Origin of the sequence: Enterococcus sp. DIV1089c (assembly GCF_050530965.1) — a bacterium.
Taxonomy (GTDB): Bacteria; Bacillota; Bacilli; order Lactobacillales; family Enterococcaceae; genus Enterococcus_B; species Enterococcus_B hirae.
Genome location: NZ_CP172888.1, coordinates 2,574,937 through 2,598,184, shown reverse-complemented (window position 1 = coordinate 2,598,184; position 23,248 = coordinate 2,574,937). Strand labels below are relative to the sequence as shown.

Sequence of the window (23,248 nt, the reverse complement as noted above, 5' to 3'; positions counted from 1 at the left end):
TCCAACAACAGAAGGAAGAATTTTTTGTAATAGCTTCTCAAGTGTTCGAAAATTCATGCGATTTCGAGGAATTAATTCTGGAATGTCTATTTGGTAAGAAGGTATGCTCACCATTTATTCATTTTTATACCTAAAAGAGTCTGGGAAGTCCTTTTTTGTCCCAGACTCTTAACGGTAATTTTTTTGAAAACTTCTTCTTATTATTGAAGTTTAAAGCGTTTTTTTCTGTATTTGGCAAAAAACTCAGGATCACTCGTAAATAACGTTGGCATAATAAATAGTTACATTTTTTTTTCGAGTAATTTTAATTCTTGGATCATTGCTTTTTTTCGCGGGTATTTTTCTTTTAATTCTTTGATCAACAATTGAACTGAGATCATGCTGTTTGGTAAAGTAGCCATTTCTTCAATATATCTCACCAGTTTATGATAATGATTCCGAGTAGTCATAGTGTGGGCTATTTTCCGCAATTCATATTCATATTTCTGTAATAGTGCTTCGGGAGTCTGTTTTTTTAAAATATTGAAATAACGATTAGCTTCTTTGATTCCAGAGGTCTCTAACACACGATTCAATAATAGATCATAGCATTTTTCCTGTGAATAAAGTAAGCCAATGTCTTGATGATTATGTAATTCTTGGAACAAACGGTTTCGCAACGATATCCATTCGTCTTTTGAACAAGTTTTTTTCAATTGATGAACTAGATTCATATCTAATGCATCATTCTCAATCAATAACTTAAAAACTTGATTTATGTATGCTTCTTTTTTTCCTAATTTATAATAGAGTTTTTTTAGAGAATAACGATGAAGTTGAACGAGATCAGGAGATTGACGATCCAAAAGCAGACTCTCCTGTAATACTTTTTCTGCTTCTTTGTATATTCTGTTTTTAAGTAAGTAATTAACATATTGTGTCCTGATAGTAGGGGAGTGCCAGTTTTCTTGGATAGTATGTTGAATTTTTTGCTTGGAATAGTTTAAGTACTCCATTTGTTTAACAGATAAAATTTGTTTCTTTTTTTTCAATCCTCTTTTTTTGTCTGCGGGTTCTTTCTTCAACGAGGAAGCAGATTGTTTCTCATAGTATGCTTGGTATTTATTGATATCAAAAGAAGCATCTGAATAAATATATTGTTGAAAACGTTTTGCTAAGTGGTCATTTTCCTTTAAAATCATCTTTAAAAAAGGACGGATTTGTGAATCTTCCGCGTAGGAAACCAAATATGCGCTGTTATTTGCATCTTTCTTTTGTAAGTATTTATTGTATTCGAATAAAACGGCTACTAAATGGGGACAATGATCGTTCGATAAGCAGGGGCAGCTACAAACCATTTTTTCTAAATAAAAGTGGTCAACGAGGTCAATGATTGCATGATAGTTTTCATTACTAGTAATGTTGGCAGTAATCTGTTTTTGCTTAACCTTAAAGTTTTTTACCTGTTCCCCAATAAAATAGGAGTATCCTAAATCTATTGTAGTTTCTAAAAAATATTCTTTCCAGTTGTTCACCTAATCTCCTCCTTTATATTAATTCTTACTTAATAAGTTTAACGGATAAATGAATGAAAAACAGTATTTTTTTGTTGATACATAAGTTATTTAATTTTAATATAAATGGCTATTTTTAGGTATATTTTTTATAGTAAAATAATTACCAATTGTTGTTTAAAGAAATTTTTTTATTCTTTTGTGATTGTGAGGGCGTTTTTCAATTTCTAATACAGCAATTTTGTGTAGCAAAGAGTCTAACGTGATATGTGACATTTCTTCCTCTACTTTTGCTTGGAGTTGGGTATAGCTTGCCCTCAATGTTTCTTGAATATTCGCACCAACGATACAATTTGGGTTTGTTTTCGGATCCACTTGAATGAGATTAGTATTTCCTTCAATACTTTTATAAATATCTAAAAGTGAAATTTTTTCAGGAGAACGAGCTAAAGAAGGTGCAGCTTTTCCGACTTGCGTAATAATCAAATTCGCTTTTTTTAATCGGCTCATGATTTTACGGACATTAGCTGCACTGGTTTCAATACTTTTCGCAATCATCTCACTAGATAACATATCGCTATCTTGAAAAATTGCTATGTAGGCTAAGATGTGGATCGCATCGCTCAATTGTAAAGAATATTTCATACTATCCCATTCCTTTCGACGTTTATTCTTGACTTATTTTAACATACTCTTTAAGATAATGGTGTAACTTAAAAATGTACAGGTTTCATTTAAAAAATTTATCAATGTGAAAAAAGGAGTGGTTAGAATGAATTATCTCATTACTGGAGCAACTGGTGGTTTTGGTAACTATGCTATGGAGTACTTAAAACAGCTCGTTCCTCAGGAAAATATCTATGTGTTGGCGCGGAATAAAGAAAAGGGGAAAACACTTGAAGAAAAGGGTTGGAATGTCCGTTTCGGAGATTATGCTGATTATTCTTCTATGAAAAATGCCTTACAGGGAATTGATCGCTTGTTGTTTGTGTCTGGTGCACCTGGTAATCGGCAAGCTGAGCATGAAAATGTTGTGAAGGCCGCAAAAGCAACTGGTGTTTCTTACATTGCTTATACTAGTTTTGCTGATGCCGATCACTCGACCAGTATTCTAGCGCCAGATCATCAGTTTACAGAGAAAGTAATTGCTGATTCTGGAATCGCACATACTTTTTTACGTAATAATTGGTACTTAGAAAATGAATGGCCACTCATTGAACTTGCCTTAAAGAATGGGCGCTTTATTTATTCAGCAGGTGAAGGTAAAACTGGCTGGGCATTAAAACGAGAATATGCCGAAGTTGCAGCAAAAGCACTAGCGAACTTGAACTTTCCAGAAGTTCTTGAATTATCGGGTAAACCGATTACGTATGAAGAACTAGCTAAAGAATTGAAAGAAGTGACAGGCAAACCTATTGATATCGTGGCTACCAATGACCATGAGTTCATCAAAAATTTAGAGGAGGCTGGTTATCCTGAATCTGCTGCACAAATGTTTGCAGCTATTCAAAAAGATATCAAGAATAATCAACTCGATGTTTCCTCAAAAGATTTTGAACAAGCTTTGGGACATCCACTTGTCTCTTTAAAAGATGGACTAGAAGAATTGTTGAATCAATAGTTGTAAAAAGCGGTTGAGACAACGTTTTTAATTTTATAAAACAAGGGTAAATTCTCACAAGTGACAAGAAGTATAAAAATAAGGTTTTTACGGTTGACACTTACCTGCTTACTGTTTCTTATTGAGTTTATTGCTGAAAGTTTAGTCAGTGAAAACCGTGAACAAAAGGTCGTGAAGCATGGTTTAGCTCTGATAACCATAAGAAAGATTTTTTGGAACCAGTTTTTTGGTTTTGAAAAATTCGGACTTATTTCAAAGAGTAGCTGGTTGAACACTGTTTATTCGTTTTCACACCTATTTAAAGAGTCTGGAATCAGACTCTTTTTTTGCATTTAAGTGATAAGTAGAAGATTGACTTTTTTGAATGTAATAAAAAAAACACTTACGAGAAAATGAGAAATATGCTACGATACTTTTCGTGACAAATTTAAAGGAGTGGTATAGTTGCCTACAAACAAAAAAGAAGGAATTATTTTTACATCACTAATGTGTTTTCTCATGGTCTTAGGAATGAGTGTGTATAATCTCTGGCTTCATGGGGATTTATATTTTTCAAATCTATTGATTGGTTTAGTTCCAGGATTCATCGTGGCTTTTATTCTAGATGTCTTTATTGTTGGTGTGATTGCGAAAAAAATAGCTTTCAAGTTGCCAGTAAATTCAGAAAGTAATTTTCAAATGATCGTAACGATTTCTTGTCTGATGGTCTTAGGAATGGTTACCTGTATGTCGTTGTTTGGTGTTGTGATTGAGCAGGGAATACCTGACCAATTACTTTCAGCGTACCTTACTGCATGGAAAATGAATGTGATTGTTGCATTGCCTTTGCAATTACTAATCGTAGGTCCCATCTCTCGATTGGTATTAAGCACGATCCAAAACTAAAAAGATCTTTTAGATTATAAAAAAAGAGGATGCGACTTGTATAGCATCAAGAGATAAAAGAACTTGCCTAAAATTGCGTATACGCTTATTAGGAAGTTTCGTTTATTTTTTGAATGAGCTACTTCAGTCACATGCTCTTTTTTTTAAGAACAATTAATCAAAAAATGTTTGCATCATTTCACGAACCTGTGTACACCATTGTAGTTCTTGCTGGCAAAGTAAAATTCTTCGTTGAATAACGACATAACGTCCAAATTCCTCTTTTTTATTTACTGAAAGATCTGCTAGTTTTGCTTGGTTTTTTTGCATGATTTTGTTTAATTGTTGTTCTCTTGTAAATAAAAGACCCGTCGCTGTTGTTTTATCTAAGGTAGAAAAAGCGTACAGTTTGGCTAAAAATTCATCTTTTTGAGTAGGAGCAGGGGTCTCTTCTTTGATCCATTCTTCTACGATCGCTTTTCCTTCATTGGTGAGGGTATAAATTTTTTTCTGCGAATGTTCTTCGATTTCCAGGACAGAAATATAACCTTTCTGGTCTAATTTAGACAGTGTCGTGTAAATCTGACTGTGGTGAGCTTCCCAGAAAATGGTGATTAATTGTTTTAGTTCATAACCGGAACGAGGTTTAGACAAAAGAACGCATAATAAGATATAGGCTAAAGTATTCATACGATACCTCCTGACTGATTTTCTCTTATTATAGCATATTTTTTATTTTTGTTTTTACATGTGCATATTGACATGTAAAATAAATCATGTATGATGCTAGATAGAGAAAGGAATGGGGAATTTGGAGAATCAAATAGAAATCAAAGAAGAACTAACAGAGAAAGGACAGGAACAAAGTAAAGGAAAGAATTCAGCGTTAGTAGTCGCTGCGACTTGTATGTTTGCATTTATGGGAGTCGGCTTAGTAGATCCCATTTTAAAAACGATTGCTGCTCAATTAGATGCAACACCTGCCCAAACGACATTATTATTTACGAGCTACATGTTGGTAACGGGAGTAGTGATGTTGTTTACAGGTTTTTTATCGAGTCGAATTGGTTTGAAAAAAACATTGATGGCAGGTTTGGTCATTATTGTTGTATTTGCTGGCTTAGGTGGATTATCCAATGATATTGGTACATTGATCGGATTGCGTGCTGGTTGGGGTGTAGGGAATGCTTTATTTGTTTCAACAGCACTTGCGACTATTGTAAGTATTTTAGTGGGGAACACTGAAAAAGCTATTATGATGTATGAAGCAGCACTAGGCTGTGGGATGGCTGTTGGACCATTAGTTGGCGGCATACTAGGAAGTGGCTCGTGGCGTTATCCTTTTTATGGGGTAGCTACGTTGATGTTTATTGGCTTTTTAGCATTGGCGATTCTTCTTCCAGAGGCAGGAAAACCACAAAGAAAGGTTGGTTTTTGGGAAGGGGTCAAGGCGTTAAGTAATCACAAATTGCGTTCCGTTGGTCTGATTGCCTTATTATATAATTTTGGTTTCTTTACGTTACTTGCCTATGCACCATTCTTATTAGTGGGGTATAGTGAGTTAGAGGTCGGTTTTGTTTTCTTTGGTTGGGGCGTTTTATTAGCAATTGCTTCGATTTTTGTCGCACCAGTACTAGAACAAAAATTCACTACTTACCGAACGATTTTAGCAGCGTTTGTTTTCTTTATTATTTGTTTGGCGTTACTAGGTGCCGGTTCAACTATCCAAATTTTAGTGCCAATCAGCATTGTACTTTCAGGTTTTTTCCAAGGGATCATCAATACATTATTGACAACGATTGCTATGGAGATACCAGGTTTACCAAGAAATGTGGCTTCTTCAAGTTATAGCTTTGTTCGTTTCTTTGGTGGGGCATTAGCGCCATTTATTGCAGGGATCATTGGCGAAAAACTAGGTGAAAGTTATGCTTTTTATTTTGCTGCGATCATTGTCGTAATTAGTGTCTTTTGTATTATTCATCATCAAAATTATTTTGTAACAGATGAAGATCAATAAAAATGAGGTTTTGAAAGAAAGAATAAAAACCGAAAAAAATAGTTAATGATGAATCAATAAAACCTTGAATTTCACATACTGTGTTTCAAGGTTTTTTTTCTGTTATTTGTGACGTTCGATCTACAGTTCTGGTAACTGGTATCGTGAGAGGGTTTATTTTTAACATGTGTTTCAACGAAAAAGGACAATGAATACACTGTTTTTGTCATAAATCATGTTATGATGAGAATAAGACACAGCCAGTAAAAAGTGAGGAAAAGCGATGATTGAAGAATATTTCAAAGAAGTAGGTATCACGTTGGTTGAACTTCCCATCGAGTTGGTGGATGATCGACCCGTTTATGGTGGTTATCTAAAAGAGCTGCCTGTAATCAATGCGACAGGAGAATCTCGAAAAATCATGCACCAGAAACTAGCGAGTATGTATCAAGCCTATCGTGAACAACTACTTACAGATATGGAAATAGAAAAAGAAAAAACAATGAATCTGTCGACAGAAGAATTGTTAAGATATTATGATGGTGAGACATTCGATGGGTTTGCCATTTTTGCTAACGATAATGAAGATCATCTTGGCTAAAATAAGCTATTATCGACTTGAAGTTACGCTTAATGCGTTTCTTTTAGTCGATAATAGCTTATTTCAATCATTGCAGTTATGAGGCATTCTAGTTAAAGCGCTTGGGTAAATTATTTTTGTTTAATTGATATTTGAAAGACAAATGGAAAATCCCGGCAATCAATAAAGTGATCGTATAAGCAATCGAATGGTGGAACGCTAGATTGTAATTGATCACAGCTAAAATGCCTAAAGCGAGCATATAACTAACATGTAGCCTTTGAACAATGCCTTTAGGGCCAATTTTTTGAAGATAAACTTGCCATTTTTCCTGAGTGGGATTAAAATTTCTTTTTTTTATTTGGAAAAAAGTGGCTAAAATCATCACTCCTATAAAGGCAGCGATGTTTAAAGAAATCAAGTATACTAAAAATATCGTGAAAATTTCGAACATAAAAGTAACCTTTCTAACTAAAAAACTTTTCAAGAATCAAAAAATAAAGAAAAATTTTGTCATATTTTTATTGTGAAGACTAAAATGTTTCGTGTGAAACATTTTAGCGGATTTGACCTTCGCCGTAAATGATATATTTCGTAGAGGTCAGTTCATTCAATCCCATCGGACCTCGAGCATGTAATTTCTGAGTAGAAATACCGATTTCAGCACCAAAACCAAAAACAGCTCCGTCAGTAAAACGAGTTGAGGCATTCACATAAACCGCAGCGGCGTCCACTTCGTTCAAGAAACGTTGGCTTGCTTGGTAACTATCCGTAACGATGGCTTCAGAATGTTTTGTATTATGGCGATTGATATGGTCGATCGCTTCATTTAAAGAATCAACGACTTTCACAGCCAGAATATAGTCTAGATATTCCGTATCCCAATCAGCTTTTTCTGCAAGGGTTGCAGTTTCTAAATATTCCATTGCACGCGTATCTGCACGTAGAGAAACCCCATGTTCTACTAATGCTTTTTCAATAACAGGTAAAAAGAAAGGGGCGATCTCTGAATGGATCAACAATGTTTCTGCAGCATTACAAACAGATGGACGAGAAGCTTTTGCATTGACGATGATATTCGTTGCCATGGTCAACTGAGCATCTTTATCGATATAAATATGATTGTTACCAGTGCCAGTCTCAATGATTGGCACTGTGGCTTGTTCCTTCACTCTTCTGATCAAATTTGCGCCGCCTCGAGGAATCAACACATCTAAGTACTCTGTTAATTTCATTAATTCAGCAGCCGTTTCATGAGATGTATCGTCCACAAATTGAACAGCGTAAGGAGACAGGCCAGCATCAGTTAACGTTTGTTGCAGAAGCTTCACTAATAATTGATTGGAAAAGAAAGCTTCCTTTCCGCCTCTAAGAATAACGGCATTTCCTGATTTAAAAGCCAAACTGGCTGCATCAGTCGTCACATTCGGTCTAGATTCATAAATGATTCCGATGACACCAAGTGGGACACGTTTTTTTCCAATCAGTAACCCATCAGCATTCTTCCACATTTGTTCTACTTTTCCAATTGGATCCTCTAATGAAGCGATTTTACTGATTTCTTCAGCCATATCATGGATACGCTCAGGCGTTAAGCGTAAGCGGTCAAGCATCGTTTCGCTCATCTGATTTTCGGTTGCTTGCTCTAAATCTTTCTGATTGGCTTCAAGTATCGCTCCTTGATTTTTTTTGAGCATCAATGCCATCTGTTTGAGAAGGTCATTTTTCTGTTCTGTACTCATCAAAGCAAGAGTTTGGGCGCTTTGTTTTGCATTTTTTCCAAGTTGATTTAAATCAGTCATACGTGTTCCTCCTTAAATAAGGTTCCAAGTTCTTTACCGGCTAAAAGATCGAAGATAATGGTAGGATTTTTTCCGTTTGCCAGGATCATTGTACTGTTGGCTTCAAAAATACGTAATGCTGCTTGTAACTTACTAGACATTCCTCCTGTTCCAAAGGTGCTGCCAGCACCACCCGCTTGTGCCATTAAACACTCGTCAATGACCGAAACGGTTTGATACATCTTTGCATCTGGATTTTTTGAAGGATCGGCGGAATAAAATCCGTCAATATCAGATAAGACAATTAATAAATCTGCTGTGATCAATTTTGTAACGATCGCAGATAGTTGATCATTATCACCAAATTTCGTTGTATGTTCAAGTTCATCGACTGCTACAGTATCATTTTCATTAACGATCGGGATGGTTCCCATTGCTAATAACTGTTCAAGTGTGTTGATCACATTGACTCGACTTTGAGGAAAATCGATCACATCCCGAGTAACGAGGATTTGAGCTGTTTGCTGATTGTAAACACTGAAACGTTGATTATAAATGTTCATCAATTCTGCCTGCCCGATCGCAGCGATTGCTTGTTGTTCCGGGATCGTTGTGGGGCGTGTAGCTTGATTCATTTTGTGCATCCCGACACCAACAGCGCCGGATGAAACTAAAACGACTTCTTTCCCTTGATTCCGAAGATCAGACAAGACAAAGGCAAGCTGATCAATCGCAGCGAGGTTGATGTTTCCATTGGGATAGATTAAAGTACTCGTTCCCACTTTAATAACAATTCGTTTGGCTTTTGTAACTTCTTTTCGCATGTGACACCTCTAACTAAATACACGTTTTGATTTCGTTCTATTCTACTTGTTTTACATCATAAAGTCATGTATAAAATTTATTTTTTTATGACAGCAGTATTTTATTCATCTTAACATAAATTAATGAAGAATTTTTTAAGTCGTCCTTTTGGTATCATGAATATGGTAAAATAAATATAGTCTATTTTGGGAGGAAATTCGGTGAGAAAAAGAGGATTTGAAGTTATTTCAACATATGCACAACAAAAGATACAATTACCTCAACGAGCAACTCATCATGCTGCTGGATATGATTTTGAAGCGGCAGAAGATATTGTTATTCCAAGTATTTGGAAAGCTGGATTAAAACAAGGGATAACAGCTCTTTCAGAGGTATTGAAAAATGAAGAAACAACAGTCGACGAGAAAAAATTAAAACCAGTTCTTGTTCCTACTGGGATCAAAGCCTATATGGGAGAAGATGAATTTTTACAGTTAGCCAATCGTTCAAGTAATCCGTTGAAGCGTTTTTTAGTTTTAAGTAATGGAGTAGGTGTCATTGATAGTGATTACTATAATAATGATGCAAATGAAGGGCATATCATGTTCCAATTTACTAATTTTGGTTTGAAGGATGTTGTCATCAAAAAAGGTGAGCGAATTGGACAAGGAATTTTCTTGCCATTCTTAAAAGCAGATCAAGACCAAACAGAACAGGCCCGTAAAGGCGGCTTTGGTTCATCAGATGTATAACCATTCAAGGTTTATTTAATTCAAAAATAATTATTTAAAGGAGGCGGGACAATGGCAAAAAAAGCGAAAGTCCAGTTTGTTTGCCAAAATTGTGGTTATGTTTCGCCTAAATTCTTAGGGCGTTGCCCAAATTGCGGGAAATGGAACACGATGGTCGAGGAAATCGAGCAAGATACGACTGACCGTAGAACACGAACAAGTTTGACTGGAGAAAAAGCCAAACCAACGAAAATTGCAGAAGTGATTCCTAAAAAGGAACCACGAGTCAAAACAAAATTAGATGAATTGAATCGAGTTTTGGGTGGGGGCGTCGTTCCGGGGTCAATGATTTTGATTGGTGGCGATCCAGGTATCGGTAAATCCACATTACTTTTACAAGTATCCCAACAATTAGCTGATATCGGTGGAAAAGTATTATATGTTTCTGGAGAAGAAAGTGCAGAACAAATTAAATTACGTGCCGAGCGTTTGGGCTCAATCAATACAGAATTTTACTTATATGCTGAAACTGATATGAATGAAATTAGCCGTGCCATTGAACAGATTTCACCAGATTATGTGATCATTGATTCGATTCAAACGATGACACAACCTGATATTACGAGTGTAGCAGGGAGTGTCAGTCAAGTGAGAGAAACGACTGCTGAGTTGTTGAAAATAGCGAAAACAAATGGGATTGCGATTTTTATCGTAGGACATGTAACGAAAGAAGGCTCGATTGCGGGTCCACGTATGCTTGAACATATGGTTGATACTGTTTTGTATTTTGAAGGAGAACAGCATCATAGTTTTCGTATTTTGAGAGCAGTAAAGAATCGATTTGGTTCAACAAATGAAATTGGTATATTTGAAATGCATGAACATGGATTAGAAGAAGTTGCGAATCCTTCCCAAATCTTTTTGGAAGAACGATTAGAAGGAGCAACAGGCTCAGCGATTGTTGTGGCGATGGAAGGTACCCGCCCAATTTTAGTGGAAATCCAAGCACTGGTAACACCAACAATGTATGGAAATGCTAAACGAACCACTACTGGCTTAGATTTTAACCGAGTATCATTGATCATGGCAGTTCTCGAAAAACGAGCAGGCTTACTGTTGCAGAATCAAGATGCTTACTTAAAAGCAGCAGGTGGGGTAAAATTAAATGAACCAGCCATTGATTTAGCGATTGCTGTGAGTATTGCTTCCAGTTACAAAGAAAAAGGGACACAACCGACAGAATGTTTTATTGGCGAAATCGGGTTGACGGGCGAAATTCGCCGTGTCAGTCATATTGAACAGCGTGTCAAAGAAGTACAAAAGCTGGGTTTCACAAAAGTTTATTTGCCAAAGAACAATCTAGGAGGGTGGAATCCTCCGACTGGCATTGAAGTCGTAGGTGTCGCTACCTTGGCGGAAACGTTAAAACGTGTCTTTCGTTAAAAATAGTAAAATTAAAGAAATGGAGGAAAGAGTATGCAAAAACGTGTCATCACCTTGCTGATGATTATTGTCGGTGCCAGCTTAGGTATTTCTTTTTTACCAATGGCTTGGCAGACAATTGGTCAGCAAACAAATGGATGGCTGAATAATACATTTACCAATAGCCTGTTAGGTGCACTTATTTTCTTTTTATTGTCTTTGCTATTGGCAAAACATATCTCAGCTGTTATCAAGCAAATTGAGGAAAAATTAAGTGAGGTTAGTTTAACTTACCTATTGTTTGGTGCAATTGGTGGGATTATCGGGCTAACTTTAGGTGTAATTATTTCAACGCCACTATATAATTTGAAAATTCCGTTTGTAAATAGTGTTCTTCCCATCTTATTAATGGTTATTTTAGGCTATTTAGGATTCAGGATGGGAACCACTCGAATCGATGAATGGAAAAAAATCTTTGGTTCAAGAAACAAGAAAGTGGAACAAGAAACACCTAGTCAAGTGGAGAGCCAAATACTGGAACGGAAATTAGGCGAGAACTTTCATAAATACAAGATCTTAGATACTAGCGTGATCATTGACGGACGAATCTATGACATTACCAAAACTGGTTTTTTAGAAGGCACACTGATGATTCCGAATTTTGTGCTTTATGAATTACAGTATATTGCTGATTCTGGCGATAGCCTAAAACGTGTTCGCGGACGCCGCGGGCTGGATATCCTCAATGCTTTGCAAAAAGAAGAAGGAATCTCTGTTGAAATGTATGACGGTGATTTTGAAGATATCACTGAAGTGGACAGCAAATTGATCAAATTAGCGAAACTTTTAGATGGTGTCATCGTGACAAATGATTATAACTTAAATAAAGTCTCAGAGTTTCAAAATGTACCAGTGTTGAATATCAATGCTTTAGCGAATGCAGTAAAACCGGTAGTTATTCCAGGTGAAAACATGAATGTTTTAGTCGTAAAAGCAGGAACAGAACGTCAACAAGGGGTTGCTTATCTCGATGATGGCACCATGGTGGTCGTGGAAGATGGACAGCATTATATGAACGAACATATCGAAGTGGTTGTTACAAGTTCCTTACAAACAGCTGCCGGGCGGATGATTTTTGCAAAACCAGCCCATGCAGGTCGTGGGATCGATAATAAAGACAATAAAAAAGAAACTGAAAAAAGTAAACATGCTTAACGAAAGAAAAATCGGAATATGAGTATAAAAAGTAGCCAACTGGTAAGGAAATTCAACCAGTTGGCTTTACTATTTCCCATATTAAAGGTAAAATTTGTGCTGAGTGGCTTTCATTTTAATGAAAAAGCCTTTAAGAAATATGAGGATGTAAAACAGAACATGTTTTTCGTGTTTTGTCTCATATTTTAAAGTCTAGTTTGAAAGAAGAGGAAGAAAATGACGAAAGTACGCGTACGCTATGCACCAAGTCCAACTGGGCACTTACATATTGGGAATGCTCGAACAGCATTGTTCAATTATCTATTTGCTCGCCACAACGATGGAGACTTTATTATTCGTATTGAGGACACAGACCAAAAACGAAACATTGAAGATGGTGAAAAGAGCCAATTGGAAAATTTGGCTTGGTTAGGTATCAATTGGGATGAATCTCCTGAAAATCCTGGAGAATATGGTCCTTATCGTCAATCTGAAAGAAAAGAAATTTATCAGCCTTTGATTGATCAACTTCTTGCAAGTAATCGGGCATACAAATGTTACTGTACAGAAGAAGAGTTAGAAGCAACTCGTGAAGAACAACGTGCACGTGGAGAAATGCCTCATTATGCGGGTACTTGTGCAAATCTAACACCAGAAGAACAAGCAGAAAAAGAAGCGCAAGGGATTGAACCAGTGATCCGATTCCGTGTACCACGTAATACGGAATATGCGTTCAAAGATATGGTCAAAGGGGATATCACCTTTGAATCAGATAATATCGGTGGCGACTATGTCATTCAAAAACGTGATGGTATGCCAACATATAACTTTGCTGTAGCTGTAGATGATCATATGATGAAGATTACTCATGTCTTACGTGGGGATGACCATATTGCAAATACACCTAAACAATTGATGATCTATGAAGCTTTTGGTTGGACACCACCAACATTCGGTCACATGACATTGATCATCAATACAGAAACTGGGAAAAAACTAAGTAAACGTGATGAATCGATTTTACAATTTATCGAACAGTATCGTGAATTAGGTTACTTACCAGAAGCAATGTTCAACTTTATTGCATTATTAGGTTGGTCACCAGTAGGCGAAGACGAAATTTTCAACCAAGAAGAATTGATCAACATGTTTGATCCAAATCGTTTGAGTAAATCACCTGCAGCCTTCGATGCGAAGAAATTACAATGGGTGAATAACCATTACATGAAAGAAATGGATTTAGATAAGTTAACAGACATGTGCTTGCCTTACTTGATCGCTGACGGTCGAGTACAAGAAAATCCTGATGAAAAAACGATCGAATGGGTCAAAAGAATCGTTAGTCTGTATCAACCACAAATGAGTTACGCAGCTGAAATCGTAGAAGCTTCTTCCTTATTCTTCAATGAACATCCTGTATTGAACGATGCGGCTAAAGAAGTATTAGCAGGCGAAACTGTTCCACTTGTTCTTAATGCGTTTAAAGCACAACTAGAACAAATGGAAGTCGTGGATACCCCAACCGTAAAAGCAGCAATCAAAGCTGTCCAAAAAGAAACTGGCGTTAAAGGTAAAAATCTTTTCATGCCGATCCGAGTAGCTGTTTCAGGACAAATGCACGGACCAGAATTACCAGATACGATCGAATTGCTTGGTCGTGAAAAATCATTAGCACATTTAAATCAAGTCATCAACTAAACACGATGAACAGAAAGAAGTAAGTAATCATTGATCTCAAGAGAGGTGACGGGCGGTGGAAGTCACTGATCGATGTTTACTGAAATGCCTCTGGGAGTGGTTTCGGCGAGTGAAATAGACACATCTCTTTGTGACGAATTTCAGGTAGTCGAGAACGTATAAGCTTACGTTAACAGCTAGAGGTAATCATATCTGATTATAAATAAAAGTGGAACCACGCCAATTAGCGTCTTTTAATAAGGAAACTTGTTAAAGGCGCTTCTTTATTTGTCAGAGAACTACATAAATTATTGAGAGGAAGGAGCGATGACGATGGGGTGGTTTGCCCGAGCGGTAGAGGCAGCTAAAAAAAATGACCCGGCTGCTCGTTCAACATTAGAAATCGTTTTGACATATCCAGGGTTTCATGCCTTATTTTGGCATCGGGTGTCACATTACTTATATCAGCATAAATTTTACTTGCTGGCAAAAATCAATGCACAATTTTGGCGATTTATAACAGGAATCGAGATACATCCTGGAGCCCAGATCGGACAAGGTGTTTTTATCGATCATGGGATGGGGATCGTGATTGGAGAAACCGCAGAGGTCGCTGATGATGTAGTTCTTTTTCATGGAGTTACGTTAGGTGGTACAGGTAAAGAAACGGGCAAAAGGCATCCCACAGTGAAACAAGGGGCAATGCTTTCTGCCAATGCTCAAATATTAGGACCGGTCACGATTGGGAAACATACGAAGATTGGTGCCGGTGCAGTCGTTTTAAAAGACATTCCAGATTATGCTACAGCCGTGGGGGTTCCTGCAAAAGTAGTACGGATTAATGGAGAAAAAGTGAGGAGATCAGAATGATAAAAATTTACAATACATTGACTAGACAAAAAGAGGAATTTGTACCGATTCAAGCAGGAAAAGTCGGTATGTACGTGTGTGGTCCGACTGTTTATAACTATATTCATATTGGAAATGCCCGAAGCACGATTGCTTTTGACACGATTCGACGCTACTTTGAATATCGGGGATATCAAGTCGATTATGTTTCCAATTTCACTGATGTAGATGATAAAATCATTCGTGCTGCTAATGAATTAGGGATCACGGCGCCAGAAGTAGCCAACCGTTTTATCCAAGCATTTGAAGAAGATACCAAGGCGTTGAATGTGGAGCCAGCTACAGCGCATCCTCGTGTGATGGAACATATGTCAGATATTATTTCTTTCATCCAAGTATTGATCGAAAAAGGTTATGGATATGAATCAAATGGCGATGTCTACTACCGTACAAGAAAATTTCCAACCTATGGACAACTTAGTGATCAATCGATTGATGAGTTAGAAGTGGGCGCGAGTCAACGGACGGGAGCAGAACAAAGTCAGAAAGAAGATCCGCTTGATTTTGCACTATGGAAAAAAGCAAAACCTAATGAGATCTCTTGGGATTCTCCATGGGGACCCGGACGTCCAGGATGGCACATCGAATGTTCCGTTATGGCAACGAAACATTTAGGGGAAACAATTGACATCCATGGTGGTGGGCAAGATTTAGAGTTTCCACACCATGAAAATGAGATTGCCCAAAGCGAAGCAAAAACGGGAAAGAAATTTGCCAATTATTGGATGCACAATGGTTACGTCACGATTGGCGATGATGATCAGAAAATGAGTAAATCATTAGGTAACTTTATTACTGTCCATGAAATGATCCAAACAGTAGATCCACAAGTGTTACGCTTCTTCATGGCAACAACTCAATACCGCCGACCGATTCGTTATAGTGAGGCAACGATGAAGGAAGCAGCGACAAACTTGCAACGCTTAAGAAATACATTTGATAATCTTAAATTCCGCCTAGCAACAGCAGAAAAATCTCTGGCGGATGACACAAAGTATTTAGCTGAGCTTGAACAAATCGAACAACGCTTTATTGAAGAAATGGACGACGATTTTAATGCTGCGAATGGAATTACCGTCGTTTATGAATTGGCAAAATGGTTAAACACGTATTTGGAGAAAACAACTGTTTCAGCGGATGTTCTAGCAAAAGGGGAAGCATTATTTACCCAATGGTTGGCTATTTTTGGTATTTTATTTACATCTGAGGAATTACTTGATGAAGAGATCGAGCAGTTGATCGAAGAACGTACGCAAGCAAGAAAAAATCGTGATTTTGCCCGTAGTGACGAAATCCGTGACCAATTAAAAGAAAAAGGGATCTTGCTTGATGACACACCGCAAGGAACTCGTTGGAGAAGAGAAGCATGAAAGACTATACACAATTAAACGGACTAGCTTTAGCTTATGTAGGGGATGCCATCTATGAGATCTATATTCGTGACTATTTGATCGAACAAGGGGCGACTAAACCGAATAAACTTCATAAAGCAGCCACGAATTATGTTTCAGCAAAAGCACAAGCTTATCTGATTAAAGAGATGCTAGAAGAAAAATTGATGACACCAGAAGAAGAAACTTTTTATCGTCGTGGTAGAAATGCCAAAAGTCATACAAGTGCAAAAAATGCAGATGTCACAACTTATCGAATTGCCACAGGTTTTGAAGCTTTGATGGGGTATCTGCATTTGACGAAACAAACAGAACGGTTAGAAGAATTAATTGAATGGTGTCTCCAGAAAGTCGGTGAAAAAAATGGGTAGAGAACAAAAAGAACGTCATTATAACAAACGTAAAAAAGCAACGAAACAGCCAATGAACGCTTCATCACAGAAAAAATCGCAAAAAAAGCGAAACCATTATGACACTTCCTATGAACCTGTAGTTGGGGAGAAAAAAGAGGAAACAATCGAAGATAATTTTGTCTTTGGTCATCATGCAGCAGTAGAAGCCTTACAACAAGGCAGAGGGAATAAATTATTTTTACAAGAGGACTCACGGGGAGAAAAAACCGAAGAGTTAAAGAACATTGCTAGAGATCAAGCTGTACCAGTTAAATGGGTACCAAAACAAAAATTAGATACCTTAAGTGATCATGGTGTACACCAAGGAGTAGTCTTAGCGATTACCCCGTATGAATATTTATCCTTAGACCAGCTTCTTCAGCAAACCAAAGAAAAAACAGAAACACCTTTCTTTGTCATTTTAGATAGTATTGAAGATCCTCACAATTTTGGTTCGATCCTACGAACAGCGGATGCAAGTGGGGTAGACGGCGTAATCATTCCTAAGCATCGGGCGGTAGGCATTACGCCAATCGTCACAAAAACCTCTACTGGAGCAGTCGAACATGTACCTGTAGCACGAGTGACCAATCTTGTTCAAGCAGTCCAACAATTAAAAGAAGCCGGTTTTTGGGTTTTTGGGACAGATATGGATGGTACAAATTTCCAAAAATGGAATGCAAAAGGCGCTATTGCTTTAGTGATTGGTAACGAAGGACGAGGAATGAGTCCTGGATTGAAAAAAGAAATGGACGAACTTTTGACCATTCCAATGGTCGGTCACGTTCAAAGTTTGAATGCGAGTGTTGCTGCTGGATTGTTGATGTATCAAGCTTTTTCTCAACGTCAAGGAGAGTGATCAGATGAAAAAGCAGCTCCTAATTGTTGATGGTTATAACATGATCGGTTCTTGGCCAGAACTCGTTTTGTTGAAAAAACAAGAAAAGATGGCGGATGCTAGAGAAGCTTTGTTGCATCGTTTGTCAAATTATGCCAAATACGAAGGAATTGAAGTGATAGTTGTTTTTGACGCACAATTGGTTCCAGGCATTCAGCAAAACTACAAGAAATACCAATTAGAAGTCGTCTTTACAAAAGAAGATGAAACGGCAGATAGCTATATTGAACGTATTGCTGGCCAATTGAATGATCGTTTAACGCAAGTAACTGTTGCCACGAGTGACTTAGCCGAGCAATGGATGATCTTTTCACAAGGGGCTTTGCGGACTTCTGCCTATGAATTATATAAAACGATCCAGAAAACAGAGAAAAACATTGCACAAGATAATATAAATATGCAATTTGATAATTTTCGTCGTAATTCGCCTTGGAGTAAAGAACAATTAGAAAAATTGTCCCAAAAGTTAGACGATTTAATGCGAAAAGATAGATAACATAATTATATGATTAGTCAATCGGATGATTGATGGTAAGATTCCTCCATAATCGAAAGAGATGGAGGAATTATTTTATGTCTGAGGAGTTATTGCGCGCCGCACGTGACGGTGATGAAGAAGCATTCGCTATCCTATATCAAAAATATTTTCCACTTTTGTTACGTTTAAAAAATATGTACTACCTAAGAAATTATGTGTATGAAGATTGGGAACAAGAAGCAAGGATCGCCTTATACCAAGCTTTAAAGACTTATGAAAATAACAAAGGCGTTAGCTTTGGCAGCTATTATAAAAGCATTATCAGTAATCAAATTTATTCATTATTAAGAAAACAAAATGCCTTGAAACGTAGAGACCAAAAAGATGAATTATCGATTGATCAGAAGGTTGAAACAGAAGGGCCGGACTTTTTAGCAGAAATCACTACTCAAGAACCACTTGCGATGCAACGATTACTGTTAAATGAAGCCATTGAAGATTGTGAAATCAAATTTTCAAAAAAGGAAGCAAAAATATTTTATTATTATATGCAAGGAACCGATTTCAAGAGGATGGCAGAGGAACTTTCAATGGATGTCAAACAAGTCAAGAGTGCGTATAGCCGTGTGAAATTTAAAATAAAACAACATCTCAAAAATTATCATGAGGAATAATTTATAAAATTATTAATGTTTTTCTTATTTGTTTTTATTGCATTTCTTTTTTTTATATGGTAAACTTGAAAATTTTTAGAAAGTGTGGTATATTGGGTAATGAGGTGAACTGTATGCCAACAACTTTAGCTACAATCAAAAAAGATTTAGAAGGTCGTATCGGCAGCCCAATCATGCTGGTTGCTCAGACAGGAAGAAAGCGTCAAACAGAACGCCGAGGCGTTTTAACAGAAACCTATCCTTCAGTATTCGTTGTTGATTTGGATCCTGAAGAAAATTCTTTTGAACGAGTATCGTATAGCTATTCAGATGTACTTACTCGAACAGTCGAGATTGAATTTTTAACTGAAGCAGTTTAAAAAGCAAGCGAGCCTAGTTTTTTATAAGGTTCGTTTGCTTTTTTGTTTGGAAATAGGTATGCTGAAAAAAAGAGAATTGGAGGCGCTTTCAAATGGAACATTATGTAAAAAAATTTGCAGATTTGACCACTCAAGAATTTTATGAGATTGTCAAAGAACGCATTGCTGTTTTTGTCGTAGAACAAAATTGTCCCTACCAAGAAGTGGATGAAATTGATAGCCAAGCTTGGCATACGTATTTCAAAGATGAAGCAGGGAAAATTTCTGCTTATACACGTATTTTTGAAGAAGATGGAACCATTCATTTTGGTCGAGTGTTGGTCAATAGTGAACATCGTAAAGAAGGGTTGGGACGTAAGATCGTGCAACGTACGATGGAAGTAATTGAAGCCAATTACCCGCAACGACCGATCATCATTGGGGCGCAAGTCTATCTTCAATCTTTTTATGAGTCATTTGGATTCGAGGCCATTTCAGATGTTTATTTAGAAGATGACATTCCCCATATCGATATGAAAAAATCGAGCTAAAGTGATCATGACGATAGGTAGCGCAATACAAAAAAGAACAGTTACAGTGAAAACTGATAGCTGTTCTTTTTTGTATCATTTAGTTTTCTTTATTTTTCAGTTGTCTGATCAACGGTTGCTTGTGTAGTTGGTCGTCCGTTGTTTTCTGCTGTTTGTTGTGCAAGTAGATCACGAATGTCGCTCAAATAATCTTCAGCAGTTGGTTTGGCAGGTGCTTCTTCTGTTTCTTTTTCAGGACGTAATCTTTTAGCGTGGTTGGCTGCTTTCACCACTAAGAATAAGACAAACCCTGTAATAATAAATGTTATGATTGCACTAATAACATTGCCGAAAGCAAACGTAACTCCTTTAGTAGGTGACCAGTCCAAGATAGAAAGGGCGCCTTCCAAATCAGACGTGCCAGTAATCATCGCTACAACCCAGCCTACAAGAGGTGTGATCAAACCTTGAACGATCTGATTGACAATGCTAGTAAATGCACTCCCGATAACAACCCCAACGGCTAAATCTAATACGTCGCCACGCATAATAAACTCTTTAAATTCTTTAATCATTTTTCTCCTCCTCTCACTTATCCTTAGTATAACGAAGAATAAAAAAATATAAAAACGACATGCATTTATGGCTAAGGTCTGTCGTTCAAGTACTTATATGCTATACTAGAAGGTGACTCTTAAGTGATGCAAGAGAGAATTAAAGCAGTAAAAAATAGTAGCCACATATTCTTTTATCCTCCAAGATAAAATCAACCATGTCGGAGAACGAACTGCTAATAAAGGAGCATGTACTATGACATATCAACTGGCAGAGGGTGTAAACCTCCACGTCTTGCAAACAAAACAATATAAAACGGTTCGTATCTTTGTTCGCTTTACTACGCGTTTAAAAAAAGAAGTCATCACGAAACGTTCCCTTTTAAGTAGCTTGTTAGAAACGAACAGTTTAAATTATCCTGACCAGACTCAGTTAAGTGCAAAATTGGCGGATCTTTATGGTGCTAGTTTTGGAACGTCCGTGAGAAAAAAAGGCAATCTTCACTGGTTGGATGCTAGCATCAACTTTGTCAATGGCAAGTATATCAACGATACCAACATTTTAAACCAAGCTGTTGCTTTTTTGAAAGAAGTTCTCTTTTATCCAAACATTACGGGGAAAAAATTTGATCCAGCCACTTTTGCTTTAGAAAAAAACAATTTGAAACTTTATTTAGAGAGCTTAAATGAAGACAAGCAAACGATGGCTTCACTGGCGCTTCAAGAGTTGTATTTTGATCAGTCGGAGGCGCAGAAAATACCAAGTTTTGGAACAATCGAAGATCTAGATGAACTCACAGCTGAAGTGTTAGCTGACTATTATCATCAGATGATCACAGAAGATCAGATCGATATCTTCGTAGTGGGAGATGTCTCTCATGCAGAAGTCCAAGCAGCTTTTAGTGAATGGGCATTTCCAGAGCGAGAAAGATTACACCCGGAAATTTTTTATAGCCAACCGCAAGAAAATATCATCAAAGAACGACAGATCGAAGAACCAGTGACTCAGGCGAAATTAAATTTGGCTTATCAAACCAATATCTATTATGACCAACCGGATCGTTTTTCATTGATGGTCTTCAATGGATTATTTGGCGGTTTCCCACACTCTAAATTATTTATGAATGTTCGTGAAAAAGAGAGCCTAGCTTACTATGCTTCCAGCAGCATTGATACTTTTCGTGGGTTCCTAAGTGTACAAACAGGAATTGATGGACGTAAACGTAACCAAGTATTGCATCTGATCCATGAACAATTAGAAAGTCTACGAAATGGGGAAGTCACAGAACTTGAATTGACACAAACTAAGGCCATGTTACGAAACCAATATCTATTATCATTAGATGCCCCGCAAGTAGCTGTCGAGACTGCCTATTTAGAGAATTGGTTGCCAGAAACGAAATTAACAGATGAAGAATGGTTAAAACGGATGGAAAAAGTAACGGTCGAAGACATCCAAAAAATAGCTCGACAAATCGAGTTGCAGGCAATTTTCTTTTTAGACGGAGGTACAACAAATGAATAAAACAGAATATGATCAAATCAACGAAACACTGTACCATGAAGTATTACCAAATGGTTTGACTGTTTATTTATTACCTAAAAATGATTACCATAAGACATATGGTTTATTTAGTACAAATTACGGTTCGATCGATAATGAATTTATTCCATATGGTTCAGATAAAAAGATAAAAGTTCCAGATGGTATTGCCCATTTCTTGGAACATAAATTGTTTGAAAAAGAGGATGGCGATGTCTTTCAATTATTTGGACAACAAGGAGCCTCAGCTAACGCGTTTACCAGTTTTACCAAAACAAGTTATTTATTTTCAACGACAGATCAAGTTGAAAAAAATTTGACGACTTTACTTGATTTTGTCCAAGCACCTTATTTTACGGAAGAAACTGTTAATAAAGAAAAAGGGATCATTGGACAAGAAATACAAATGTATGATGATGATCCAAATTGGCGGATGTTTTTTGGCATTTTGAATAATTTATACCCTGAACATCCTTTGCATATCGATATAGCTGGCACAGTTGAAAGTATTGAAGCAATCACTGCTGATGATTTATACACGTGCTATCGGACATTTTATCAGCCAAGTAATATGGTCTTGTTCGTAGTAGGAAAATTAGAGCCGGAAAAGTTGATGGAATTGATTCGAACCAATCAAAATGCTAAGGATTTTCCACCAGCTCAAAAAATCAAACGTTATTTCCCTGACAATAATGGTGATATTATTGCGAAAAGCTCAATGCGCTCAGCAATCACTAGAGATAAGTTTGTCTTGGGGATCAAAGGGCTAGATGTTTTACCAGCAGAAGGGAAGGAATTATTGAGATACAAGACCGCTCTCAATCTTTTATTCCAATTGTTATTAGGGAATACTTCTCAAAATTATTTGAAAATGTACAATGATGGTTTAATTGATGACAGCTTCGGTTTTGAATTTAGTTTAGATCGAGAATTTCATTTTGCTGACTTTAGCGGAGACACGGATCAGCCAGAAAAAGCAGCTGAAAAAGTGAAAGAAATTCTTCTGCATTTTGAAGAGGATCAAGAACTGTCTGAAGAAAATCTAACATTGTTGAAGAAAAAGATGTTAGGACAATATTTCCAAACATTAAATTCACTGGAATACATTGCAAACCAATTCACGCAAAGCCTATTTGGGGATCAAACATTATTTGATTTACCAGAAATTATTGAATCCATTCAATTAGAAGATGTATTAAAAGTAGGTCGTTCTTTTATAAAAGAAGAAGCGTTCAGTGAGTTTTATATGCAGCCAAATGTCTGATATAGAAGTAGAGATGACGAATGGGAAAGTAGTTAAACTCTTAAATTTCGTTATAGAGTACATTCAATGTTACCCTAAGATAACTTCGTTTATGGTATTCTTAAGAAGATAAAG

The 23,248-nt window shown here is 36.9% G+C and carries 25 protein-coding genes and 1 other annotated feature; of the genes, 18 read left to right on the top strand and 7 right to left on the bottom strand.

What is annotated here, in order from left to right:
• Positions 1–281: 281 nt before the first annotated feature.
• Complete coding sequence (locus IGL30_RS12285; protein ID WP_034700067.1) at positions 282–1,514, bottom strand: SWIM zinc finger family protein; 1,233 nt, start codon at positions 1,512–1,514, stop codon at positions 282–284.
• 156 nt (positions 1,515–1,670) lie between these two features.
• Complete coding sequence (locus IGL30_RS12280) at positions 1,671–2,138, bottom strand: Rrf2 family transcriptional regulator (protein ID WP_088745209.1); 468 nt, start codon at positions 2,136–2,138, stop codon at positions 1,671–1,673.
• Between the two features lie 127 nt (positions 2,139–2,265).
• Between IGL30_RS12280 and IGL30_RS12275 the strand changes: the two genes are divergently transcribed.
• Positions 2,266–3,114: an SDR family oxidoreductase gene (locus tag IGL30_RS12275; RefSeq protein WP_088745208.1), complete on the top strand. Its 849-nt coding sequence runs from the start codon at positions 2,266–2,268 to the stop codon at positions 3,112–3,114.
• Between the two features lie 444 nt (positions 3,115–3,558).
• The gene (locus tag IGL30_RS12270; protein WP_088745207.1) at positions 3,559–3,999 is read left to right on the top strand and encodes a DUF2798 domain-containing protein; all 441 of its coding nucleotides are present in this window, start codon (positions 3,559–3,561) and stop codon (positions 3,997–3,999) included.
• 153 nt (positions 4,000–4,152) lie between these two features.
• On the opposite strand, the gene IGL30_RS12265 is transcribed toward IGL30_RS12270, so the two are convergent.
• On the bottom strand, positions 4,153–4,668 hold the full coding sequence (locus tag IGL30_RS12265) for a PadR family transcriptional regulator (RefSeq protein WP_088745206.1): 516 nt from the start codon (positions 4,666–4,668) through the stop codon (positions 4,153–4,155).
• Positions 4,669–4,780: 112 nt separating this feature from the next.
• Between IGL30_RS12265 and IGL30_RS12260 the strand changes: the two genes are divergently transcribed.
• The gene (locus IGL30_RS12260) at positions 4,781–5,995 is read left to right on the top strand and encodes an MFS transporter (RefSeq protein ID WP_034700062.1); all 1,215 of its coding nucleotides are present in this window, start codon (positions 4,781–4,783) and stop codon (positions 5,993–5,995) included.
• Positions 5,996–6,257: 262 nt separating this feature from the next.
• A complete protein-coding gene (locus IGL30_RS12255; RefSeq protein ID WP_010720643.1) occupies positions 6,258–6,575 on the top strand; it encodes a hypothetical protein in 318 nt (105 codons plus the stop codon).
• An 88-nt stretch (positions 6,576–6,663) separates the two neighbouring features.
• Here the strand turns inward: IGL30_RS12255 and IGL30_RS12250 are convergent, their stop codons facing one another.
• The 3 genes from IGL30_RS12250 to proB form a co-directional block, all read right to left on the bottom strand.
• Positions 6,664–7,008 carry a hypothetical protein gene (locus IGL30_RS12250; protein WP_010720642.1) on the bottom strand — a complete coding sequence of 115 codons (345 nt, stop codon included), beginning with the start codon at positions 7,006–7,008 and terminating at the stop codon, positions 6,664–6,666.
• A gap of 103 nt (positions 7,009–7,111) precedes the next feature.
• Complete coding sequence (locus IGL30_RS12245) at positions 7,112–8,356, bottom strand: glutamate-5-semialdehyde dehydrogenase (RefSeq protein ID WP_088745205.1); 1,245 nt, start codon at positions 8,354–8,356, stop codon at positions 7,112–7,114.
• Positions 8,353–9,159, bottom strand: a complete 807-nt coding sequence (proB, locus tag IGL30_RS12240) for a glutamate 5-kinase (RefSeq protein WP_010720640.1) — start codon at positions 9,157–9,159, stop codon at positions 8,353–8,355. Before proB ends, IGL30_RS12245 begins: the two co-directional genes overlap by 4 nt.
• Positions 9,160–9,360: 201 nt before the next feature.
• Here proB and IGL30_RS12235 point away from each other — a divergent pair, with 201 nt between their 5' ends.
• The 12 genes from IGL30_RS12235 (at position 9,361) to IGL30_RS12180 (ending at position 19,794) form a co-directional block, all read left to right on the top strand.
• Positions 9,361–9,891, top strand: a complete 531-nt coding sequence (locus IGL30_RS12235) for a dUTP diphosphatase (protein WP_010720639.1) — start codon at positions 9,361–9,363, stop codon at positions 9,889–9,891.
• Positions 9,892–9,942: 51 nt separating this feature from the next.
• Positions 9,943–11,313: a DNA repair protein RadA gene (gene radA, locus IGL30_RS12230; RefSeq protein WP_010720638.1), complete on the top strand. Its 1,371-nt coding sequence runs from the start codon at positions 9,943–9,945 to the stop codon at positions 11,311–11,313.
• Between the two features lie 33 nt (positions 11,314–11,346).
• Positions 11,347–12,507, top strand: coding sequence for a PIN/TRAM domain-containing protein (locus IGL30_RS12225; protein ID WP_123875117.1), 1,161 nt, complete (start codon positions 11,347–11,349; stop codon positions 12,505–12,507).
• 216 nt (positions 12,508–12,723) lie between these two features.
• Positions 12,724–14,184, top strand: a complete 1,461-nt coding sequence (gltX, locus tag IGL30_RS12220; protein WP_088745203.1) for a glutamate--tRNA ligase — start codon at positions 12,724–12,726, stop codon at positions 14,182–14,184.
• Positions 14,181–14,421 (top strand) — a binding site (T-box leader). It overlaps the preceding gene by 4 nt.
• 75 nt (positions 14,422–14,496) lie before the next feature.
• Complete coding sequence (gene epsC / locus IGL30_RS12215) at positions 14,497–15,033, top strand: serine O-acetyltransferase EpsC (RefSeq protein WP_088745202.1); 537 nt, start codon at positions 14,497–14,499, stop codon at positions 15,031–15,033.
• Positions 15,030–16,442, top strand: coding sequence for a cysteine--tRNA ligase (gene cysS, locus IGL30_RS12210; RefSeq protein WP_053765951.1), 1,413 nt, complete (start codon positions 15,030–15,032; stop codon positions 16,440–16,442). Before epsC ends, cysS begins: the two co-directional genes overlap by 4 nt.
• Entirely contained in the window at positions 16,439–16,834 is a 396-nt protein-coding gene (locus IGL30_RS12205; protein WP_088745201.1) for a Mini-ribonuclease 3, read from the top strand. Before cysS ends, IGL30_RS12205 begins: the two co-directional genes overlap by 4 nt.
• Positions 16,827–17,714 carry a 23S rRNA (guanosine(2251)-2'-O)-methyltransferase RlmB gene (gene rlmB / locus IGL30_RS12200; protein WP_088745200.1) on the top strand — a complete coding sequence of 296 codons (888 nt, stop codon included), beginning with the start codon at positions 16,827–16,829 and terminating at the stop codon, positions 17,712–17,714. The genes IGL30_RS12205 and rlmB overlap by 8 nt, the downstream gene beginning before the upstream one ends.
• A gap of 4 nt (positions 17,715–17,718) precedes the next feature.
• Entirely contained in the window at positions 17,719–18,249 is a 531-nt protein-coding gene (locus IGL30_RS12195; protein ID WP_034700055.1) for an NYN domain-containing protein, read from the top strand.
• A 77-nt stretch (positions 18,250–18,326) separates the two neighbouring features.
• The gene (locus IGL30_RS12190) at positions 18,327–18,905 is read left to right on the top strand and encodes a sigma-70 family RNA polymerase sigma factor (RefSeq protein ID WP_034700053.1); all 579 of its coding nucleotides are present in this window, start codon (positions 18,327–18,329) and stop codon (positions 18,903–18,905) included.
• Positions 18,906–19,018: 113 nt separating this feature from the next.
• Entirely contained in the window at positions 19,019–19,264 is a 246-nt protein-coding gene (locus tag IGL30_RS12185) for a Veg family protein (RefSeq protein ID WP_005875105.1), read from the top strand.
• A gap of 92 nt (positions 19,265–19,356) precedes the next feature.
• On the top strand, positions 19,357–19,794 hold the full coding sequence (locus IGL30_RS12180; RefSeq protein ID WP_088745199.1) for a GNAT family N-acetyltransferase: 438 nt from the start codon (positions 19,357–19,359) through the stop codon (positions 19,792–19,794).
• An 89-nt stretch (positions 19,795–19,883) separates the two neighbouring features.
• On the opposite strand, the gene mscL is transcribed toward IGL30_RS12180, so the two are convergent.
• Positions 19,884–20,348: a large conductance mechanosensitive channel protein MscL gene (gene mscL / locus IGL30_RS12175; RefSeq protein ID WP_010720627.1), complete on the bottom strand. Its 465-nt coding sequence runs from the start codon at positions 20,346–20,348 to the stop codon at positions 19,884–19,886.
• Between the two features lie 235 nt (positions 20,349–20,583).
• Here mscL and yfmF point away from each other — a divergent pair, with 235 nt between their 5' ends.
• Complete coding sequence (gene yfmF, locus IGL30_RS12170; RefSeq protein WP_123875116.1) at positions 20,584–21,852, top strand: EF-P 5-aminopentanol modification-associated protein YfmF; 1,269 nt, start codon at positions 20,584–20,586, stop codon at positions 21,850–21,852.
• Complete coding sequence (gene yfmH, locus IGL30_RS12165) at positions 21,845–23,134, top strand: EF-P 5-aminopentanol modification-associated protein YfmH (protein ID WP_088745198.1); 1,290 nt, start codon at positions 21,845–21,847, stop codon at positions 23,132–23,134. Before yfmF ends, yfmH begins: the two co-directional genes overlap by 8 nt.
• Positions 23,135–23,248: the final 114 nt, after the last annotated feature.

Coding starts and splice junctions, on each gene's coding strand:
- IGL30_RS12280 (WP_088745209.1), bottom strand. CDS start 2,138: ATGAAATATTCTTTACAATTGAGCGATGCGATCCACATCTTAGCCTAC.
- IGL30_RS12275 (WP_088745208.1), top strand. CDS start 2,266: ATGAATTATCTCATTACTGGAGCAACTGGTGGTTTTGGTAACTATGCT.
- IGL30_RS12265 (WP_088745206.1), bottom strand. CDS start 4,668: ATGAATACTTTAGCCTATATCTTATTATGCGTTCTTTTGTCTAAACCT.
- IGL30_RS12260 (WP_034700062.1), top strand. CDS start 4,781: ATGGGGAATTTGGAGAATCAAATAGAAATCAAAGAAGAACTAACAGAG.
- IGL30_RS12255 (WP_010720643.1), top strand. CDS start 6,258: ATGATTGAAGAATATTTCAAAGAAGTAGGTATCACGTTGGTTGAACTT.
- IGL30_RS12250 (WP_010720642.1), bottom strand. CDS start 7,008: ATGTTCGAAATTTTCACGATATTTTTAGTATACTTGATTTCTTTAAAC.
- IGL30_RS12245 (WP_088745205.1), bottom strand. CDS start 8,356: ATGACTGATTTAAATCAACTTGGAAAAAATGCAAAACAAAGCGCCCAA.
- proB (WP_010720640.1), bottom strand. CDS start 9,159: ATGCGAAAAGAAGTTACAAAAGCCAAACGAATTGTTATTAAAGTGGGA.
- radA (WP_010720638.1), top strand. CDS start 9,943: ATGGCAAAAAAAGCGAAAGTCCAGTTTGTTTGCCAAAATTGTGGTTAT.
- IGL30_RS12225 (WP_123875117.1), top strand. CDS start 11,347: ATGCAAAAACGTGTCATCACCTTGCTGATGATTATTGTCGGTGCCAGC.
- gltX (WP_088745203.1), top strand. CDS start 12,724: ATGACGAAAGTACGCGTACGCTATGCACCAAGTCCAACTGGGCACTTA.
- epsC (WP_088745202.1), top strand. CDS start 14,497: ATGGGGTGGTTTGCCCGAGCGGTAGAGGCAGCTAAAAAAAATGACCCG.
- cysS (WP_053765951.1), top strand. CDS start 15,030: ATGATAAAAATTTACAATACATTGACTAGACAAAAAGAGGAATTTGTA.
- IGL30_RS12205 (WP_088745201.1), top strand. CDS start 16,439: ATGAAAGACTATACACAATTAAACGGACTAGCTTTAGCTTATGTAGGG.
- rlmB (WP_088745200.1), top strand. CDS start 16,827: ATGGGTAGAGAACAAAAAGAACGTCATTATAACAAACGTAAAAAAGCA.
- IGL30_RS12195 (WP_034700055.1), top strand. CDS start 17,719: ATGAAAAAGCAGCTCCTAATTGTTGATGGTTATAACATGATCGGTTCT.
- IGL30_RS12190 (WP_034700053.1), top strand. CDS start 18,327: ATGTCTGAGGAGTTATTGCGCGCCGCACGTGACGGTGATGAAGAAGCA.
- IGL30_RS12185 (WP_005875105.1), top strand. CDS start 19,019: ATGCCAACAACTTTAGCTACAATCAAAAAAGATTTAGAAGGTCGTATC.
- IGL30_RS12180 (WP_088745199.1), top strand. CDS start 19,357: ATGGAACATTATGTAAAAAAATTTGCAGATTTGACCACTCAAGAATTT.
- mscL (WP_010720627.1), bottom strand. CDS start 20,348: ATGATTAAAGAATTTAAAGAGTTTATTATGCGTGGCGACGTATTAGAT.
- yfmF (WP_123875116.1), top strand. CDS start 20,584: ATGACATATCAACTGGCAGAGGGTGTAAACCTCCACGTCTTGCAAACA.
- yfmH (WP_088745198.1), top strand. CDS start 21,845: ATGAATAAAACAGAATATGATCAAATCAACGAAACACTGTACCATGAA.